Origin of the sequence: Paenibacillus sp. HJGM_3, from assembly GCF_045062745.1 — a bacterium.
In the GTDB taxonomy this organism is placed as follows: domain Bacteria; phylum Bacillota; class Bacilli; order Paenibacillales; family NBRC-103111; genus Paenibacillus_AA.
The window spans coordinates 38,868-56,856 of sequence record NZ_JBJGED010000010.1 but is presented as its reverse complement, the minus strand read 5'-3'; the positions used below and the strand labels follow the sequence as shown (position 1 = coordinate 56,856).

Sequence of the window (17,989 nt, the reverse complement as noted above, 5' to 3'; positions counted from 1 at the left end):
TTGTTGTCCCTATCATAAATCGATTCGGGCCGGGCCGGATGCCGCTATCTTGACTACTTTGCGAGCTCGATTGACTGATTTTTACGCATTGGAAGGGCTCTTGTGCCCCCGATACTCGACCGGCGTGACCCCGGTATGGGACTTGAACAGTTTGATGAAATAGCTCTGGTTGTCATAGCCCAACATCTCCGAGATTTTGCCCACCGAATGCGGCGTCTGATCGAGCAGCTCTTTCGCCCGGTTCAGCTTCATCTGCGTGACGTAGTCGATGAACGTACGCCCCGTCTCCTTCTTGAACAGCCGGCTGAAGTAGCTCGTGTTCAGATGCAGATGCTCAGCCATCTCCTCAAGCCCGATCCGCTTGTCCAGGTGCCGAGAGACGTACTCCATCGCGTCGACCACCTCGCTGCGTCGCGCATGGCCCTTCCACTCCTCCGAAGACGTCATCGCCGTCCGGAAGTAGTCGAGCAGCCAGGCCTGCAGCTCATCCAGCGTATCCATCTCGAGAATCTCGCCATGAAGCGTATCGACCGAGTGCGCGGGGCGAAAATATTGCAGCGATTGCAGCTTGATCCGCAGATCGAGCAGCAGCTTAAGCATCCAGTCGCGCACTTGCTCGGGCGGGTACCGCTTCTCGCTCAGCATGGCGGTCAGGCCGCGCACGGCCGGCTCCAGCTCGTCCGCTTGCTTGCCTAGCAGGACGCTGCGGAACTGTTCGCTGACCTCGTCGTACCGCGCGAACAGATCCTCGTCGCCGAACGGGGCGTGGTCTTGCTTGGCGATCGTGCCGAGCGGCCAATAAAACCGCTGCCGCTTCGACTCGAGCAGCCGGTTCAGCTCGGTCTTGATCTCCTCGGGCGTCTCTCCGACCCGCCCGAGCACGATCGTGACGCCGATGCCGAGCGTGCGGCGCAGCGCAGATTGGACCGTCCGGGCGAGCTCTGCCGCTTCCTGGAACGGGTTCACCTTCAACCCCGCCTTATGGGGCAGAAGCAGGAACGATTGCTTCGCGCTGTAGACGAAGTGAACGGCATCCGGGGAGTGTCCGGCCGCCGACTCCCCGATAACGTTGGAGAGCGCGAACCGCAGTGTCTCGTCCGAAACGAACAGCTTCTTCACCGTCCGATACTGCTCGATATACGCCATCAGCGTCATGCACGACTTTTCGCGAAGCCGCAAGCCTACGGACGCCGCTTCCTCCAGCCACCGGTCCGGACCCAAGATCGGCTGGTGGATCGTGCTGCGGATGAACTTCTCCTTCTCCGCCTCCAGACTGCGGCTGACGCGCTGCTCCAGCCGCGCCTGCTGCTGATGCTGCCGCCGCTCCTCCTCGAGGCTTCCGGCGAATTGGCCGAGCAGTACGGTGAGCTCCTCAGGGTCGAGCGTCTCCTTCACGAGGTAGTCCTGTACGTTCAGCTTGAGCGCCTGCTGGGCATAGTGGAATTCGCTGTGGCACGACAGAATGACCACCTTCAGCTCCGGCTTCTGCGCCTTCAACCGCCGGATCAGCTCCAGGCCGTCCATCTTCGGCATCCCGATGTCGGTAATCAGAATATCCGGCATCGCCTCCTGCGCACCGTCGAGTGCGCTGGCGCCGTTCTCGTACACACCGCTCAGCCGAAGCCCTAGCCGATCCCAAGGGATCGCCTCGGACAGCAGCTCGAGCACCGGATAGTCGTCGTCGACCATCATCACGTCATACATCGTCCTTCGCCTCCTCGCTCATCGGAATATACAGCGTTACGCAAGTCCCTTCCCCCGGCCGGCTTTCGATCTCCATCTCGAACTCAGGTCCGAACTGCATCTTCATCCGCTCATAGACGTTCGTGATGCCAATGCCGCTGAAGCCTTGACGCTTCTGGCTGCCGGTCGGCTCGCCCGACACCAGCTTCGCCTTCAGGGCGGCCAGCTCCTCCGGCTCCATCCCGACCCCGTCGTCAGCGACGCGCACGACATAGTACGGGCCTTCCTGCTCCGCGGTCAGCCGGATCGTGCCGGCTCGCTGGCTCAGCCCATGGATCATCGCATTCTCGATGATCGGCTGCAGGAAGAACCGCGGCACCCGCTCCGTGAAGCCCGGTCCTCTCATATCGACGACGAGCTCGGCGCGCTCCTTCTGCCGCATGTTCATGAGCTGCACGTAGTCCATGACGATCTCGACCTCGTCTGCGAGCAGGATGTTCTCCTTCTGCGGATCGATCGTCATCCGCAGCAGCCGAGACAGGGAGCTCAGCATTTCCGCACTCGACTTGTCGCCATTACGGAGAATTTTCATCCGGATCGAATTCAGCACGTTAAACAGGAAGTGCGGGTTGATCTGCGCCTGCAGCATGGCGATCTCCGCCTCCCGCTTGCGGGCCTGGTTGACCGAGATCTCGCGGATCATCTCCTTGATCCGTTCCAGCATCTGGTCGAACGACCGGCTCAGATGGCCGACCTCGTCCGAGCTGCGGATGTTGGACCGCACCTCGAGGTTGCCGAGCTCCACCTTCTTCGCCACCTGCCCGAGCCGTACGAGCGGGGTCGTGATCGTCCGGATGAGTGAGACGAGCAGCAGCAGGAAGACGAGCCCGAACAGCAGCTGGAACACGAACACTCGGCTGAAGATCGAATTGATTTTGTGCGCTGCCTCCGCGTATGGGCGCAGCGAGACGAGATTCCAGCTCGTAACTGGCAGATCGAGCTTCGTCACGAGGTAGTCGCGGTTGTCGATATTGAGGATGGCCGACGCGAGTGGCGCCCCGTTCGCGGCCTTCGCGTATTCGAATCGCTGCCCGACCCGGCCGCTGTCCGCATGCGAGACGATTGTCCCCTCGGGATCGACCACCATGATCTCCTGCCCGGCGGCCATCTTCTCGAACAGCTGGTTGATCTCGCTCTCGAGAATCGTGACGATCGTATAGCCGTACACGCGCCCTGACGCATCCCGCAGCGTGCGGGCGAGCGAGATTTGATGAGCGCTCACTGCCTTCTCCGTCCGGAACACGGTCGGTACCGAGTTGAGCCAGTACGACTGATACCCCGTCTGCTCGTTCCAGGTGCTCGACCAAGACTCCTGCACGAGCTGCTTCGGGTCGTATTCATACCAAGGGTAGCTGGCGATCGCCACATCGTTGGCCAGTTGAATCGTGATGAACAGCTTTTCCCCATTCACCGCGGACTGGCTTTCCAGCCGGGTCAGCACTGTGTTGTACAGATCGAAGTCTTCGATATTTTCCTTCTCGTTGAACGCAGGGTCGTTCGCAATCTCCTTCAGCAGCAGGATCATCTCCGGGTCGAGCTGGACGAAATTCGCCGCGTCGAGCATCGATTGGAACGACCGCGTCACATAGCCCTCCACGAGCCGCAGCGATTCCTGGGCGTTCGACATCGCCTGCTCCTTCACCGCTTCGCGCGTAAGCGTATTGTACACGATCATGGAGATGGAGACGGGCAGCAGGATGCATACGATAGAGGCGAGCATAATTTTGGAACGGAACGAGGAGAACGAGAATAACGAGGATAGACGCTTCATCCGGCTTCACTCCCCCAATCAAATCACGGCGTAATCGATGCATAAACGGCAAAAAAGCAGGGCGCAGCTCTATCCTGCACCCTACTAGATTCTCCCAACGGCGGGGAAACGATTATTTCTTGTTGCTGTCGATAATTTTTTGCGTCCGTTCCTGCATCTTCTTGATCGACGTGTCGATGTCTTGCTTGCCCAGAATGAGCAGCTCATACTCTTCATTGACGACCTTGAACACTTCCGCTTGGTAAGAGGCCGGAGGAATGATCTTCGACGCTTTGGACATAGCCAGCACGGAATTGAGCGAAGCCTTGTCCACCTTCTCCGGATTTTTCGTCTTCGAGAGAATATTGTCGATCATCGAGCTCATGTCTTCGGCTTTCACTTTGCTCCAGGACGGAATGTTCTTGCCTTGGACGATTTGGCCTTCCGTCGTGTACCAGCGTACGAACTTGTAAGCTTCGTCCTTATGCTTGGAGCTGGCCGCTACCGAGACGTAGTCCGTCGTTACCGGCGTCAAGCCGCTCGGATCGCTAGGCGCGTTCTTCGGATACGGGGCTACCGCTACGTTGAAGTTCAACGGGAATTGGTCCGTACCGCCGAGCTCCGTATTCATCCAGCTGCCGATCAGGAGCATGCTGGCGTTTTGGTTGAAGAACTGTGCACGGTATGCGAGCTTCTGGGAGATAATATCCGTATACGGAGTAGAGGACTTGTCTTCCTTCTCCATCTTCACGCGCATTTCGAGCGTTTTCTTGAACAGCGGGCTGTCCAGGTTGGACGTGCCGTCCGCCTTCAGGAACTCGGTGTTGTCCGGCTGGTTGCCCATCGCGAGCTTCATGAACTCCATCCAGCCGCCGCCTTGCGGACCGTGGAAGTAAGTGCCGTACCGCTTCGTGGCGCCTTCGCCTTTGGTCAGCTTTTTGGCGTAGGTCATGAACTCGTCCCAAGTCCAGTCCTTCGGAACGGTCAAGCCGGCTTCGTCGAGCTGATTTTTGTTGAGCAGCACATACCATGGATTGAATTTGCCCGGAAGTGCGTACACTTTGCCGTTCAGGGTCGTGTCGACCTTGTATTCGTCGGTGACCTTGAAGCCTTCCTGCTTAATGTAATCGTCGAGCGGAGCCGCCATGCCGAGCGAGACGCGTTGCGCGTAGGAAGCCGGGTCGCTGAACATCAGCACGTCCATCGCGTCGCCGGAAGCCGCCGCCAAGTCGAGTTTTTTCAGCGATTCTTGTGTATCGCCCTTTTCACTCAAGACGACTACGTCTACCTTGATGCCCGGATTCGCTTTCTCGAACGCCGGAATCGTGTTCGTCCAGTTGTAGCCCACTTCATTGCCGAACGTGTACAGCTTCAGGGTAACCGGTTCTTTTGAACCTCCTGCCGGATTATTCGTATCGCTTGCCGTATCGCTTCCGCTGCTGCCGCAAGCCGCGGTCAGCATGCTCACGGCGACAGCCGTGCTGGCTACTGCCATCCATTTCCCTTTTAACACCCGATACCCCTCCCTAAATTGGACCCTGCTGGTTTGTTTGTAATGATCGGTGGTATTGAAAAACGCTTTCAAATATGGAACATCCTCATTGTATCAACCCGATAAGCGGGTGCCATGCTGCAATCTTGACTAGTTTTGTTCCTTTTTTGACCGCAGTGCGTTAAAATCGTCATCCCTTGACTCCACCCGTCGCGATCCCTTCAATGACACTCTTCTGGCCGATGATAAATACGATGAGAAGCGGAATAATGGCCGACACCGCCGCCGTCATGATCAAGGAGTAGAACGAACCGTTAATAGACGTGAACTTCTGCATAGCGAGCGGAATCGTGTACAGCTTGTCCGTTCTCAGGAAAATCAGCGGGTTCTGGTAGTCGTTCCACGTCCAGATGAATCTCAGGATCGCATAGGTCGCGATCGCCGGCCGAGTCAGCGGCAACGCAATCCGGGTGAAAATCGTCCAGTGGTTCGCCCCGTCGATTTTGGCCGATTCTATGAATTCATTATGAATGCCCATGAAAAATTGCCGGAGCATAAACGTCCCGAGAACGCTGAAGCTGCTGAGCAAAATGAGGCCGATATGGTTGTCGAACAAGCCGATGTAGCGGTACAGGATGAATTGCGGGATCAGGATCGCTTGGCTCGGAATCATATAAGTGGCTAGCACGATCAGGAACAGGAACGATCCGGCCTTGAAGTTCACCTTGGAAAATCCGTAAGCCGCCATCGCGCTGACGAGCGCTGAAATAAACGTCGTGATCACGCTGACCTTGATCGAGTTCCAGTAGTATTTGTAGAACGGGAACTGGCCGGTCCACACTTCCTTGTAGTTCTCTACGATGTTCCAATGCTTCGGAATCCACTGGATCGGGTAGGTGAATACCTCGCCCTCTAGCTTGAACGATGCCGAGAGCATCCAGAAGAAGGGCAGCAGGAACACGATGCTGCCGGCGAACATGATGACGGTGACGATCACTTTGCGAATGTCGAGGCTTATCTTCATGACGCTGCCCTCCTTAGTAATTTACCCATTTTTTCTGGCCGATCCATTGCAGAATCGTGATGACGAAGATACAGAGGAATAGAATGATCGCCATCGAAGAAGCATAGCCGATCTTCAGGTTGATGAACGCCGTTTCGTACATGTACCAGACGATCATCGACGTAGAGCCGGCCGGACCGCCTTGAGTCAAAACTGCGATGAGGTCGAACACTTTGAACGTCGAGATAATGCCGGTAATGAGCAGGAAGAACGACGTCGACGACAGCATCGGGAACGTGATGCGGCGGAATTGCACCCACTTGCTGGCGCCGTCGATCTCGGCCGCTTCATACAAGTCTTTCGGAATGGACTGCAGACCGGCGATGTAAACGATCATGTTGAAGCCGATGGAAGTCCAGACCGAGATCATCATGACCGAGGGCAGCGCCCAGGCCGTGTCCGCGATCCATTTCGGCGGGTTGTCTATGCCGATGGCCTGCAAGAATTCATTGATCGGCCCGAACGAGGGGTGGAACAGCACCTGCCAGACGACGGCGACGGCGACCACGCTCGAGATATACGGCATGAAATAGGCGACCTTGAAGAAACCCTTGAAATACACGAACCGATCGATCAAGATGGCGAGAAGCATTGAAATAATCATATAAATCGGCACGACGAGCAGGAAGATCGCATTGTTGCGCATCGACTTCCAGAACGTGGCGTCTTCGAACAGGCGGGAAAAGTTTTTGTCCCCGACCCACTTGAAGCCGTCGAAGCCTTGCACGAAATTCCAGTCGCCGAACGACAGAATGATGGTTGCCACAATCGGCAATATGGTCAGAATCGTAACCCCGATCAGCATCGGGCTTACGAACAGGAATCCCGCGATCGTCTCCTTCATCTGCGTCGCATTCTTCCGCTTCCGGCGCGACACGGTTGACGCTTGGCTAAGAGTGTTGTCCATGTTGCCACCTCTTCACAATGGTTGTAGTCTATCAGTCTGCTACTCATTATAGGAGATCAAGGCGGCATGGATTTAACGGTATATTGCCCAAAAACGCAACAATTTTGACTTCTTGGCGGGAGATCCTAGGTCGAGAGGGAATGTCAGGGATCGTGCACGGGGCAGCCTGTCGAGTTGGCGGATGAGCGCCATTGTGTGTGGCGGAACACCGGTCGAATCCGGTACAATGGACGTTATAGTGGAATGGGGATGGGAGCGGACGGTTCATGAGGGATTGGAGAAAATGGGTCACGGCGTTGGCGGTTTTAGCCGGGATCGTATCGATTTTGGGGTTCGGCGGGAAGCCGGCTTTGGCTTGTTCGCCGAAGCCGTGGTCGTTCGCCGAGGTATCGCAGGGGGCGGTCGCCGCTGTGCAGGGCGTCGCGGACAAGGTGTCGCCGGACGGGCGCCAGGCGACGCTTGAGGTATCCGCCTACGCCGGTCCCGACAAGGCGCCGAAGACCGTGATGCTGCCGGCGACGGTCGATAGTCGCGAAGGCGGTGGCAGCGGCGCCGGCGACTGCCCGGATTTCTCGGTCCAATTCCAGCCAGGACAAGCGTACGTCGTGCTGCTGGCCGAGCTGCCGCCGGCGATGCGGCTGGCGTACCCGCAGTGGGTCACCGCGTTCCCCGTCCTGGACGGTCAGCTCGTGACCGGCATGCGGGAGACGGACCGGGCACCGGTCGCGGAGCAGCTCTCGCAGTTCGCGCAGGCGAAAGGCACGGCGGTGCAGTACCCGACGCAGCTGTCGCCCGTCTGGTACCCGCCCGGCGGGCGCAGTGGCTTCGCGGTGGTGTGGGTGGGCCTCGCCGTGGTGATCGCCGGCGGCGGGATTGCGCTGTGGCTTCGCGCGCAGCGACGGCGCGAAGTCACTTAAGCTTTAAATGTTCTACTGATGCAAAGACGTCTAATTGATAATCTCCATTTGCATACATTAATTTTGTAATCGAGCACTCAGGAATCAGGTCGGTTTGTGCGGCCACAAAATTAGAGTGCCAACTATTCAGCTCATTCTCGGAAAATGCATGGACCAGAAAATCTGTGATTAATCCTCCATGAGTAACAATTACAACGTTACTTCCAGCCGGATGTTCCTTAGCCAATACTAACAGTAAGGAGTTCAAGCGCTCGCCTGCCTGCTTAGCAGAATCACCTACGGGTGGAATATAGCTAGGTTCCCTTGTGCATCGCTCCCACATCGCTACAAAATCGTCGAATGTTTGTCCCGGCAAATCCCCCCAGTTAGCCCGTCCCGTAATCGGCTGTCCTCTGAGAAAGATAAGTTAGCTTCTAATGCAATATAATTTGCGGTTTCTCTTGCCCTTCTAAGTGGACTTGAAAGTATAGCCTTTATTGGCAGGTTGCGAAAATATTGAGCGGTCGCTTGCGCTTGCCATATACCCTGAGGGGAAATTGGGACATCTCCAATTGACTTTTCTTTGATCGCATGCCTCACGAGGTAGAAATTTATACTCACATAACGAACTCCTTTACTCAAGGGATATGGAGAAGTTAATTTGATACATATCTAATTATATGATCGTCTAATTTAAGTATAGAACCCAAGAAGGGTATAGGTCAACTTACTTCTGATTAGCCTTACACGTGACTAAATAGTAATAATTTGTTATTTTTAATCCTTTTGGAGTAGCATGTTTATAGAAGATTTGTTCAACCCCCTTTAAGCATGTACTCCACACATACTCTTTTAATTTTTTACTTTGGCCGAAGCATTTTTTCCTTAAGACGTCTTCCGGGGTCAATAGATATTCCGTTTCTTCGATGAATTCAATATTAATTTCGTCTAATCCGCTATCGGTTAATTGGAGATTTCGTTGGAGTGATCGACTTGCCTGATCAAAATCAATCCTTTCCATTGGAGAATACAATCCTGGGAAGAGACTCCTGAGTCCGCCGTCCGTTCCCCTATGATAAAGTCCGCATACTAGACCCCCAGGTTTTACAACCCTGTTTGCTTCCCGATACCAGCTTGTGGGACCTTTTTTCGTATAGGCAGCATCAAAGTAGTCGTCTGGAAAAGGCAATTTATTGTCAGCATGAACGACTAAAAAACGACTGTTTGTTTTCCTATTTTTGTTTGCCGTCGCAATAAAGCCTTCTATTAGATCAATTCCGATAACTTCCCTTGCTCTTGCGGCAAACTGATTGGCAAATTCACCGTGACCACACCCGACATCAAGTACCCGAGACTGGTTCGATATGTACGCACATATGTGCTGCGCCAAAATCATTTCAGCGGTCGGTTCATCAAATTGCGATTGCCAGGGGTATATGTACCCCCCGGTTTCTTCCATTAGCCGTGAGTAAAACGGTTGGCTCTGCGGATTAGTCCATTCAGGATGTTCCGCCGGGTTTGGGAATAGAATTGGCTTCTCCTCGAACATTCGATTCGCACTCCCTTTCGATTAGAATCAATCCATTACCTGTAGTCCTATCGCCCGAGCTGTAGTGGAATTCGCCCATTCTGGGTCATATTAAGAAAAACCTCTGGAACAAATCCCTCCAGAGGTCCTTGGTGCTAGTGTACATTGTGAAATCGGCGCAACCGGCAAAATGGATCGTACGCGCCATCCATCTAGTTAATCAATGTTTACAATTAAGCACAGTCCCTTAACAGGTTTGGGCTTGTTTGGAACGCTTCCAGCCGAATTGTAAACCTACATTACGTTAATAGTAGCGTGCGCTTTACAAATAACAGAAGTTAACCTTACAAAATGGCGAAAACCGCCAAAATGGCGTGAAAATAGTTAGGATACTCCTCTTAATTGTAAACTTCGGCGTACTACTTAGGTATAAACCGTCTGTGCTCTACCTGACATCCCAATCCGTGAGAACCAGGTTGTGTGAACCTAATAAAGTGATGGGGCAACGCTATTCGTCCTGATACGACATCATCTGGAAAAATAACGGTTTGCGACAGCGTTATTCATCCGCGTGTGCCCAAAAAGAGTCGGTCAAGGGGCATTAGGGTGATGCCGTAACGTTATTTTCCCACGATGGGGCTGATATCGAGGAATAGCATTATGCGGCGCCGTTATTTGTATAATTGCAGCACAAGCGGTCCGGGTAAAACGCTGTTTTACTAAAGTAGTAAGGAAAAGGGCTCCTGAGCTGTAACACTTCGGCTTACAGTTAAGCCATCCGGGCGAACAACGCCCCGTCCCGCAAAATGACTTCATAGGTGGCGAGTCCTGCGCTCGGTACATTGTGGCAACGGCCGGTGTGCGTCTCGAAGGTCCATCCGTGCAGCGGGCAGACGAGCTCGCCGTCCTCCAAGTCCACAGTGTAGCCGGCATGGGGGCACTCGCGAGACATTAAAGTATAAGTGCCTGCGTCCTCGAGAAGAAAGTAAAAATCGCGCTCCAGTCTGACTTCGGCTGGAAATTTGGTGAACGACGAGGCGGGGCCAATCAAGACTTCTCTCATGAAGAGTCTCCTTATCTGGTGTAGTTACCCTAACATTAACCCGCCTCGTTCCGGGATTCAATGCTTATTTTTCTATTACCGCGCCGACTCGATCCACGCGAGCAAGTAGTCCAGCACCCGCTCGTCCTCCTCGCGGGGAAACACATGGCCGCGGCCCTCGTACACGCTAAGCGTGAAAGGCCGGCCCGCGGCCTGCAGCGCCTCCGCCAAGCGGTAGGCGTGCGTGACGCTCACGTGCTCGTCCACCGAGCCGTGCACGATGAGCACGGGCGTGCGAATGTCCGCCGCCCAGCACACCGGCGAGCGCCGCTCGTAGGCGCTCGAGTCCTTGCGCGGGTGGCCGACCACCCGCTTCAGCATGCGGCGGAGGTCGACGCGCTCGTCGTACGTCAGGCGGAGGTCGCTGACCCCGCCCCACACGACGACCGGGCCGACGCCCTCACACTCCCGCGCCGCGGCGAGCGCCATGAGCGCGCCGCGCGAGAAGCCGATCAGCGCCGGCGCGAGCGGCGCGGCTTCCGGCAGCCCGCGCACGACGCGCAGCGCGTGGAACAGATCGTGGCGGTCTTCGCCGCCGAAATCCTCGCGCCCCTCCCCGCCCTCGTTGCCTCGGTAGAACGGGGCGAACACCGTATAGCCGCGCCGCGCGAGCGTCACGAGGCGCGCCACGCGCACCATGCCCACGCCCCGGATGCCTCCGCGGCAGTAGACGAGCGGCGGGCGCGGCTCGCCACCCGCGCCGGTGACGAGATAGCCTTTGACCCGCAGCCCCTCGCTCGTATAGGTCACGCGCTCCAGCCGGAGGCCCGGCTCGGGATCGGGAAGCCGCTCGCGCTCGACATCCAGAGCGGGGGACGATTCCGGCAGACGCTGTCGCTCAGCCTGGGCCCCTGGACTTGCTTCTCGTTTCACAACAGTAGACCACCTTTGACACCAAGCAATACCATCCGCTAGACTTGGGTGAGAGTTTGTCATTAGTTTATCACGCGAAAGGCGGTTGATGCACCGTGAATCCGGTGTTTGACGAGGAATTCGACGCTCTGGTGGAGAAATTCGCCGAGCTGATGACGGGCCGGTCGTCCACGGAGACGGTCGAGAAGGTGAGGAAGTGGGCGATCTACAATCATATTCACAAAAGCATGCCCGCCCTCACGGCGCATTGGGGCCAGTCCCACCCCGAAGCGAAGCGGGAGGTCCGCCTCCTGTTCGAGGAAATCCGCGACTTGAACCAAGCCCTTCGCGCGCATGCGCAGACGTCCGGTGCGACGGGCGGCACGACGAACGAGCCGGACAATCAATAAGACAACCTAGAGGAGCATAAAACCGAATGAAACCTAACGACCTGCAAGGGGAACAAAATCTGGAGAAATACGCCGAGCTGATCCTGCGCGTAGGCGTCAATCTGCAGCCGGGCCAAATCTTGATGATCGAATCCCAGCTGGAGACGGCCGAGCTGACCCGCATCGTCGTCAAACGCGCCTATATGGCCGGCGCCAAGTACGTCCAAGTGAACTGGACGGACGAGCAAACGACGCGCATCCGCTATGAACACGCGCCAGACGATTCCTTCGACTTCTATCCGGAGTGGAATGCGCGCATGATGGAACAGCTGGCGGAAGGCGGCGGGGCGCTGTTGAATATCAAAGTACCCGATCCGGCGCTACTGAACGGCATCGAAGGCTGGAAGGTATCCGCCTCGAACAAAGCGGCGGCCGTAGCCCGGCAGACATTCCAGCGCTACATCCGCAACAGCACGATCAGCTGGTGTCTCGTCAAGGCGCCGACTCCTGCATGGGCCGCCGCCGTCTATCCGGAGCTGCCGGAAGAAGAGCGGATGGCCGTCATGTGGGAGGCGATCTTCAAGATGAACCGCGTCGACCATGACGATCCGGTCCAAGGCTGGCGCGAGCACTTAGGCGTGTTGCTGGAGAAGCGCCAGGCGCTCCACGCGAAGGGCTATCGCCGACTGCATTACCGCGCGCCCGGCACGGACTTGAGCGTAGAGCTGCCGGAAGGCTACATCTGGCTCGGCGGCGGCAAGGAGAACGGCAGCGGCGTCTATTTCGTGGCGAACATGCCGACCGAAGAAGTGTACACGATGCCGAAGCGCGACGGGGTGAACGGCACTGTCACGAGCACGATGCCGCTCAATCTGAACGGGCGGCTAGTCGAAGGCTTGACGCTCACCTTCGAGAACGGCAAGGTGACGCAATTCAAGGCCGATAAGGGCGAGGAATATATCGCTGCCCTGCTCGACACCGACGAGGGCGCCCGATATCTCGGCGAGCTGGCCCTCGTCCCGCACGACTCTCCGATCTCGAACATGAACCGGACGTTCTACAATACCGGGATCGACGAGAACGCCTCCTGCCACCTGGCGCTGGGCAGCGCCTACCCGACCAACCTCGAGGGCGGGACGAAGATGAGCAAGGAAGAGCTGCTCGCGCACGGCGCGAACGTCAGCCTCGTGCACACCGACTTCATGATCGGCTCCGCCGAGCTGGACATCGACGGCGAGCTGCCGGATGGCACCATGGAGCCGGTGTTCCGCCGCGGCAATTGGGCGATCCGGCTCCAAGCCTAGTCCTCCCCCCTGCATCCCGCATACGGGCCAATCGCCCGGATGCGGGATTTTTCGTCTGTAACGATTCTCTCCCGTGTCACTTCGCCGGGTAATGTCTATACTAGAATGGAATTCAAATGCATCCGAAAGGAATTGATGTTTTATGCACATGACCATTGCCGCCGAACTTCCATCTCTCTCTACAGCAGGCGACCTCGGATGACGAATTGAACATGAGGATCCCTGCCCTGTAGAGAGATTCGGGTATACCCCTGCATCTACAATCTACTTTACAGGAGGATCATCGAATTGAATTTACAACATTTAGGCTGGACCCCGAGCTGGGAAACCGCCTTTCAACCTTATCGCACGAAAAATCTCGTCCCGGGCCGGATCGCGCTCGAGCACAAGCACATGTATCGCGTCTACACCGAGCAAGGGGACTTCCTCGCGGAGGTGTCCGGCAAGCTGCGGCACGAAGCGCTCGAACGCGCCGACTATCCGGCGGTCGGCGACTGGGTCGCCCTGACCGAACGAATCGAGGACGGCCGTGCCACGATCCACGCCGTGCTGCCCCGGACGAGCAAGTTCTCCCGGCGCGCGGCCGGCAGCGTCCCGGAAGAGCAGATCGTCGCCTCCAATGTCGACACGGTCTTCCTCGTGAACGCGCTCAATCAGGATTACAACCTGCGGCGTATCGAGCGGTACCTTACGCTCGCTTGGGAGAGCGGGGCGAATCCGGTGCTTGTCCTGACGAAAGCCGACCTGTGCGACGATGTCGAAGCCGCCGTCCGCGAGGCGGAAGCCGTCGCGATGGGCGTCCCGATCCACGCGGTTCACGCCCTGGCCGATGCCGGGCTGGAGGCGCTCGCGCCCTACATCGGCGAAGGCAAGACCGTCGCCCTGCTCGGCTCCTCGGGGGCGGGCAAGTCGACGCTCATCAACCGGCTGTACGGCCGGGACGTGCAAGCGACCGGCGGCATCCGGGAGGATGACGACCGGGGCAAGCATACGACGACCCATCGCGAGCTCGTCGTACTGCCGACCGGCGGCCTCCTGATCGACACGCCGGGAATGCGGGAGCTGCAGCTCTGGGATGCGGACGAAGGCATCAGCGCCTCGTTCCACGACATCGAGGAGCTGGCGGAGCAATGCCGGTTCCCGGACTGCAAGCATCAGAAGGAGCCGGGCTGCGCCGTGAAGGCAGGTCTCGCCGACGGGTCGCTCGAGCGCAGCCGGTACGACAACTACGTGAAACTCCAGAAGGAGCTCGCCTACTTGGCCCGTAAGGAAAATCGCACCCTGCAGGCCGCCGAGAAAGCGAAGTGGAAGAAGATCCACAAGATGCAGAAGGAGCATTACAATGGCAATCGCCATTAGCTTATACGAGAAAGGCATCCAATAACGGCTTAGCCGCTCCTGGATGCCTTTTTTCTGCTCGCCTCTTACTTCTTCCTCAGCGGGATGCTCGTCGTCTCATACGCCTCATCCAGCTGCTGCTTGGCAATGTACAGTACTTGTCCGAGATGCTCGGAGTAATGTGTGGCGCAGGCCGACAGCACATCGAAGTTCGTCCGCAGCTTGCCGCGGATGATCTGTCCGGCGGCGAACTTCTCCTCCGTCATCTCTTCTACGGCTTGGACCGCGAGGCGAATCGTCTCCTGCACGAGCCGGATCAGCTCCTCCTTCGAGAGCGACACCTCTTCGAATTCCGCGTCCCGGTCCCGCCGTCCCGGCTCACCGTAGATGCCTTGACTGATCCGCTCCGCAGCGTTCCCCCTGATGTGTACGACGAGATTGGCGATGCTGTTGCTCTGCGCATTCGGCCGCCAGTGCAGCTGCTCTTCGTTCAGCTGCTCCATCGCCGCAAGCCAACGTTTCTCGATCTCCCTGAACTTCCCGACCAGCCAGTCTTGTACAAGCACAATGTCCATCGTAGTTCCTCCTTCTCGATACGTACACGTTCACACACGCTGCACTTGCGCCTGGGCACGCTCCCAGGCCGCCTGCGCCAGCGCCAAGCCGCCGCACAGGCCGGCGTTGTCCCCAAGCCCCGGCGGCACGATGTACGCGTCGATCCGCTCCGTGATCCACTCGCTCTGCACGTATCCGTTCAGCATCGCTTTCACTTGCGCGTGAATTAACGGGAACAGCTGCCGCTGCTTCATGACGCCGCCGCCTAATACGATCCGCTGCGGCGACAGGAAGAGAATGCCGTGTACGACGGCCTGCGCGAGATAGTACGCCTCCAGCTCCCACACGCGATCGTCCGTCGCCAGCTCATGGCCCTTCCGGCCCCAGCGCTTCTCGATCGCCGGGCCGGCGGACATGCCCTCCAGGCAGTCCGAATGATACGGACAGCTGCCGGCGAATGGATCGCTCGGGTGCCGTTTCACGGGAATGTGCCCCATCTCCGGGTGCACCAACCCGTGCACCAGCTTGCCCTCGACGAGGACGCCGCCGCCGATGCCGGTGCCGATCGTCACATACAGACAGCTGCTCAAGCCTTGGGCCGCGCCCCAAGTCGCTTCCCCGAGCGCCGCCGCGTTCACGTCCGTATCCCAGCCGATGGGACAGACGAACGCCTCCTTCAGCCGGCCGAGCACGTCGTACTGCGCCCATCCCGGCTTCGGCGTCGTCGTGACGTAGCCGTATGTCGGGCTCGCCGGGTTCGGGTCGATCGGCCCGAACGAGCCGATGCCGATCGCGTCGAGCTGCTCTCCGTCGAAGAACTCAATGACGCGCGCGAGCGTCTCCTCCGGCTGAGTAGTAGGAAATTCCGTTCGGGACAGTACTTGCCCCCGTTCATTGCCAATCCCGCAAACGAATTTCGTGCCCCCGGCTTCTACCGATCCGAATCGCATTACCAATCCCTCTCCCTTTTGTATGAATCTTTCATCATAACCGATGTATCCTGTCCATACGCCCTTACTTCTTGTTCAACAGCCCGCCGGCTATACGTTCGAACAGCCCCGGGAACAGGGCGAACAGCTTGGCGCCGAAGCCCATGATCCACGGCAAGTCCACATGGGAGCGGCGCCGCTCGATCGCCCCGGCAACCGCGCGTGCAACCTGCTGCGGCTTAAGCAAGTAAGTGGCGATGTTCCGGACGTAATGGCCCGACGGATCGGCCTTCGCTAAGAACGGCGTATCGATCGGACCTGGGTTCACGGCCGTAATCATGACCCCCGTTCCCGCCAGCTCCTGCCGCAGGCTGTTCGTGAAGCCGAGCACCGCATGCTTCGACGCCGCGTATGCCGTCGCCTTCGACGAACCGATCTTGCCGGCGATCGAAGCGACATTCACGATTTGCCCGCTGCGGGCCAGGAGCATATGCGGCAGCACGGCTTTCGTGCAGCGCACGACACCCATGTAGTTCGCGTTCATCATACTCGCGAAGTCTTCGATCGGCGTATCCAGCATCCGAGCGAATCGGCCGAAGCCGGCGTTATTGATCCAGACGTCGATCCGGCCGAAGTCGGCAACGACCTGCTCCACCGCCTGCCGCACCTGCTCGTCCGACGTGACGTCCAGCACGTACTGCCGATGCGTAGCACTTCCCAGTCTCGCCGCGGTCGTCCTCAATCCGTCGGGGTTGCGCCCGAACAACGCGAGCACGGCCCCGCGGTGCGCCAGCTCGACCGCGATCTCCGCTCCGATTCCGCTCGAGGCGCCCGTAATCGCGATTACTTTTCCTTCGATCATGCTTCGTTCTACCTCCAAGTGAATCGGAACCGGTCTAATCCGAAATTCCTGCTTGGTACCAGCATATCACAAACGCTCCGATGCGCCCACGAGCATCCCCCAAAATAAAAACAAACAGATGGTTGGTTTTTAACAAACGATATGCTACAATAAACCCAATCAACAAATCTTGAAAGCCGGTGAAGAAGGATGAAAAACGAAGAACGCCGCGAACAAACGACCCGCCAGCTGCTGAACGCGACCAAATCTCTGATACGGGAGAAAGGCTGCCATGCGATTACGATGCAGGATATTATGAACGAATCCGGCTTGTCCAAGGGAGCCATCTTCCATTATGTGAAGAACAAAGACGAGATTTTCGCCTGGGTGCTGCAGGAGAGTCTGGAGGAGACGAATGAGCTCTTCAACGATCAGGTGAAGCGGGAGCCCAAGACGTTCGACGGTCCGATGCAGGCGATCGCGCGGAGCTTGACTGCCCTGGAGAATCCGCAGGACGTCACGAACAAGGTATTCGTCTACCTGATCGGGAAGGAAGACAACCCTGCCGTTGCGGAGGTGCTTCACCGGTTCTATGACCGTGCGGTGACGCTGTCCCGCAATTGGATCGCGGCCGGTCAGCGGCATGGCGTCATCCCGGAATCGGTCGATACGGCGAAGACGTCCGAACTGTTCGTCCTGCTGTCGCTCGGACTCCGAGTCCGTTCCACCGTTTCCGAACCGGGCGATACGTTCACGGCACGGGACTTGTCCGCCTTCATGACCGCCATTTTACAGCATTCTTCCAAGGGGGAGATCCAATGAGCTTATTGCTGCTGCTTCATTTGATCGGTGCCGTTCTGTTCCTCGGCAATATTGTCACCGCGGCGTTCTGGAAGGTTCGGGCGGATCTGCAATCCGACGTCGGCATCATCCATAGCACGAACAAAAATCTTATGTTGGCCGACGTGGTGTTCACGCTGCCCGGACTAATCCTGATCATCGTGTCGGGCATTCTGATGGCGGCTCGCGAGGGCGCTCTGTCCGAAGGGTTCAACTGGCTCACGTTGTCGCTGATCCTGTTCGCCGTGACGGGGGTCGTGTGGCTCGCGATTCTCATTCCGCTGCAGCGCGCCATGATCCGCCACAGCTCCCCCGCCGCCGCGAGCGGGGGATTGCCGGAAGCCTACCGCAAGGCTACTCGGTTGTGGAATGGGTTCGGCATCGCCGCCACTTTACTGCCGCTAGCCATCCTGTATTTGATGGTCACCAAAGGCTTCTGAGCGGGAAACACAAAGAACCC

At 57.6% G+C, this 17,989-nt stretch carries 19 protein-coding genes; 6 read left to right on the top strand and 13 right to left on the bottom strand.

Annotation, left to right across the window (positions count from 1 at the left end):
* Positions 1-81: 81 nt before the first annotated feature.
* From ACI5FR_RS13170 to ACI5FR_RS13150, 5 genes are all read right to left on the bottom strand, one after another.
* Complete coding sequence (locus tag ACI5FR_RS13170) at positions 82-1,704, bottom strand: response regulator transcription factor (protein ID WP_405454981.1); 1,623 nt, start codon at positions 1,702-1,704, stop codon at positions 82-84.
* Complete coding sequence (locus tag ACI5FR_RS13165) at positions 1,697-3,514, bottom strand: sensor histidine kinase (RefSeq protein ID WP_405454980.1); 1,818 nt, start codon at positions 3,512-3,514, stop codon at positions 1,697-1,699. Before ACI5FR_RS13165 ends, ACI5FR_RS13170 begins: the two co-directional genes overlap by 8 nt.
* A gap of 112 nt (positions 3,515-3,626) precedes the next feature.
* Entirely contained in the window at positions 3,627-5,006 is a 1,380-nt protein-coding gene (locus ACI5FR_RS13160) for an ABC transporter substrate-binding protein (RefSeq protein WP_405454979.1), read from the bottom strand.
* A gap of 169 nt (positions 5,007-5,175) precedes the next feature.
* Entirely contained in the window at positions 5,176-6,009 is an 834-nt protein-coding gene (locus tag ACI5FR_RS13155) for a carbohydrate ABC transporter permease (protein WP_405454978.1), read from the bottom strand.
* Between the two features lie 13 nt (positions 6,010-6,022).
* Positions 6,023-6,955, bottom strand: a complete 933-nt coding sequence (locus ACI5FR_RS13150) for a carbohydrate ABC transporter permease (protein ID WP_405454977.1) — start codon at positions 6,953-6,955, stop codon at positions 6,023-6,025.
* A 266-nt stretch (positions 6,956-7,221) separates the two neighbouring features.
* Between ACI5FR_RS13150 and ACI5FR_RS13145 the strand changes: the two genes are divergently transcribed.
* The gene (locus tag ACI5FR_RS13145) at positions 7,222-7,872 is read left to right on the top strand and encodes a hypothetical protein (RefSeq protein ID WP_405454976.1); all 651 of its coding nucleotides are present in this window, start codon (positions 7,222-7,224) and stop codon (positions 7,870-7,872) included.
* Here the strand turns inward: ACI5FR_RS13145 and ACI5FR_RS13140 are convergent.
* The 5 genes from ACI5FR_RS13140 to ACI5FR_RS13120 form a co-directional block, all read right to left on the bottom strand.
* Entirely contained in the window at positions 7,865-8,194 is a 330-nt protein-coding gene (locus ACI5FR_RS13140; protein WP_405454975.1) for a histidine phosphatase family protein, read from the bottom strand. The genes ACI5FR_RS13145 and ACI5FR_RS13140 overlap by 8 nt on opposite strands.
* A 2-nt stretch (positions 8,195-8,196) precedes the next feature.
* Positions 8,197-8,451, bottom strand: a complete 255-nt coding sequence (locus tag ACI5FR_RS13135) for a histidine phosphatase family protein (RefSeq protein ID WP_405455109.1) — start codon at positions 8,449-8,451, stop codon at positions 8,197-8,199.
* Between the two features lie 127 nt (positions 8,452-8,578).
* On the bottom strand, positions 8,579-9,400 hold the full coding sequence (locus ACI5FR_RS13130; protein ID WP_405454974.1) for a class I SAM-dependent methyltransferase: 822 nt from the start codon (positions 9,398-9,400) through the stop codon (positions 8,579-8,581).
* Between the two features lie 748 nt (positions 9,401-10,148).
* Positions 10,149-10,442, bottom strand: a complete 294-nt coding sequence (locus ACI5FR_RS13125) for a Rieske (2Fe-2S) protein (protein WP_405454973.1) — start codon at positions 10,440-10,442, stop codon at positions 10,149-10,151.
* Positions 10,443-10,517: 75 nt separating this feature from the next.
* Positions 10,518-11,354, bottom strand: a complete 837-nt coding sequence (locus ACI5FR_RS13120) for an alpha/beta hydrolase family protein (RefSeq protein ID WP_405454972.1) — start codon at positions 11,352-11,354, stop codon at positions 10,518-10,520.
* A gap of 95 nt (positions 11,355-11,449) precedes the next feature.
* On the opposite strand from ACI5FR_RS13120, the gene ACI5FR_RS13115 reads away from it, so the two are divergent.
* From ACI5FR_RS13115 to rsgA, 3 genes are all read left to right on the top strand, one after another.
* Positions 11,450-11,743, top strand: a complete 294-nt coding sequence (locus ACI5FR_RS13115; protein ID WP_405454971.1) for a YusU family protein — start codon at positions 11,450-11,452, stop codon at positions 11,741-11,743.
* Between the two features lie 26 nt (positions 11,744-11,769).
* Positions 11,770-13,026: an aminopeptidase gene (locus ACI5FR_RS13110; RefSeq protein ID WP_405454970.1), complete on the top strand. Its 1,257-nt coding sequence runs from the start codon at positions 11,770-11,772 to the stop codon at positions 13,024-13,026.
* Positions 13,027-13,314: 288 nt separating this feature from the next.
* A complete protein-coding gene (gene rsgA, locus ACI5FR_RS13105) occupies positions 13,315-14,385 on the top strand; it encodes a ribosome small subunit-dependent GTPase A (protein WP_405454969.1) in 1,071 nt (356 codons plus the stop codon).
* 65 nt (positions 14,386-14,450) lie between these two features.
* Here rsgA and ACI5FR_RS13100 read toward each other — a convergent pair whose 3' ends face one another.
* The 3 genes from ACI5FR_RS13100 to ACI5FR_RS13090 form a co-directional block, all read right to left on the bottom strand.
* Entirely contained in the window at positions 14,451-14,939 is a 489-nt protein-coding gene (locus ACI5FR_RS13100; RefSeq protein ID WP_405454968.1) for a DUF1572 family protein, read from the bottom strand.
* Between the two features lie 30 nt (positions 14,940-14,969).
* Positions 14,970-15,869, bottom strand: coding sequence for an ROK family protein (locus ACI5FR_RS13095; RefSeq protein ID WP_405454967.1), 900 nt, complete (start codon positions 15,867-15,869; stop codon positions 14,970-14,972).
* A gap of 64 nt (positions 15,870-15,933) precedes the next feature.
* Positions 15,934-16,710, bottom strand: a complete 777-nt coding sequence (locus ACI5FR_RS13090; RefSeq protein WP_405454966.1) for an SDR family NAD(P)-dependent oxidoreductase — start codon at positions 16,708-16,710, stop codon at positions 15,934-15,936.
* Positions 16,711-16,899: 189 nt separating this feature from the next.
* On the opposite strand from ACI5FR_RS13090, the gene ACI5FR_RS13085 reads away from it, so the two are divergent.
* A complete protein-coding gene (locus tag ACI5FR_RS13085; protein WP_405454965.1) occupies positions 16,900-17,511 on the top strand; it encodes a TetR/AcrR family transcriptional regulator in 612 nt (203 codons plus the stop codon).
* Positions 17,508-17,969, top strand: coding sequence for a DUF2269 family protein (locus ACI5FR_RS13080; RefSeq protein ID WP_405454964.1), 462 nt, complete (start codon positions 17,508-17,510; stop codon positions 17,967-17,969). Before ACI5FR_RS13085 ends, ACI5FR_RS13080 begins: the two co-directional genes overlap by 4 nt.
* Positions 17,970-17,989: the final 20 nt, after the last annotated feature.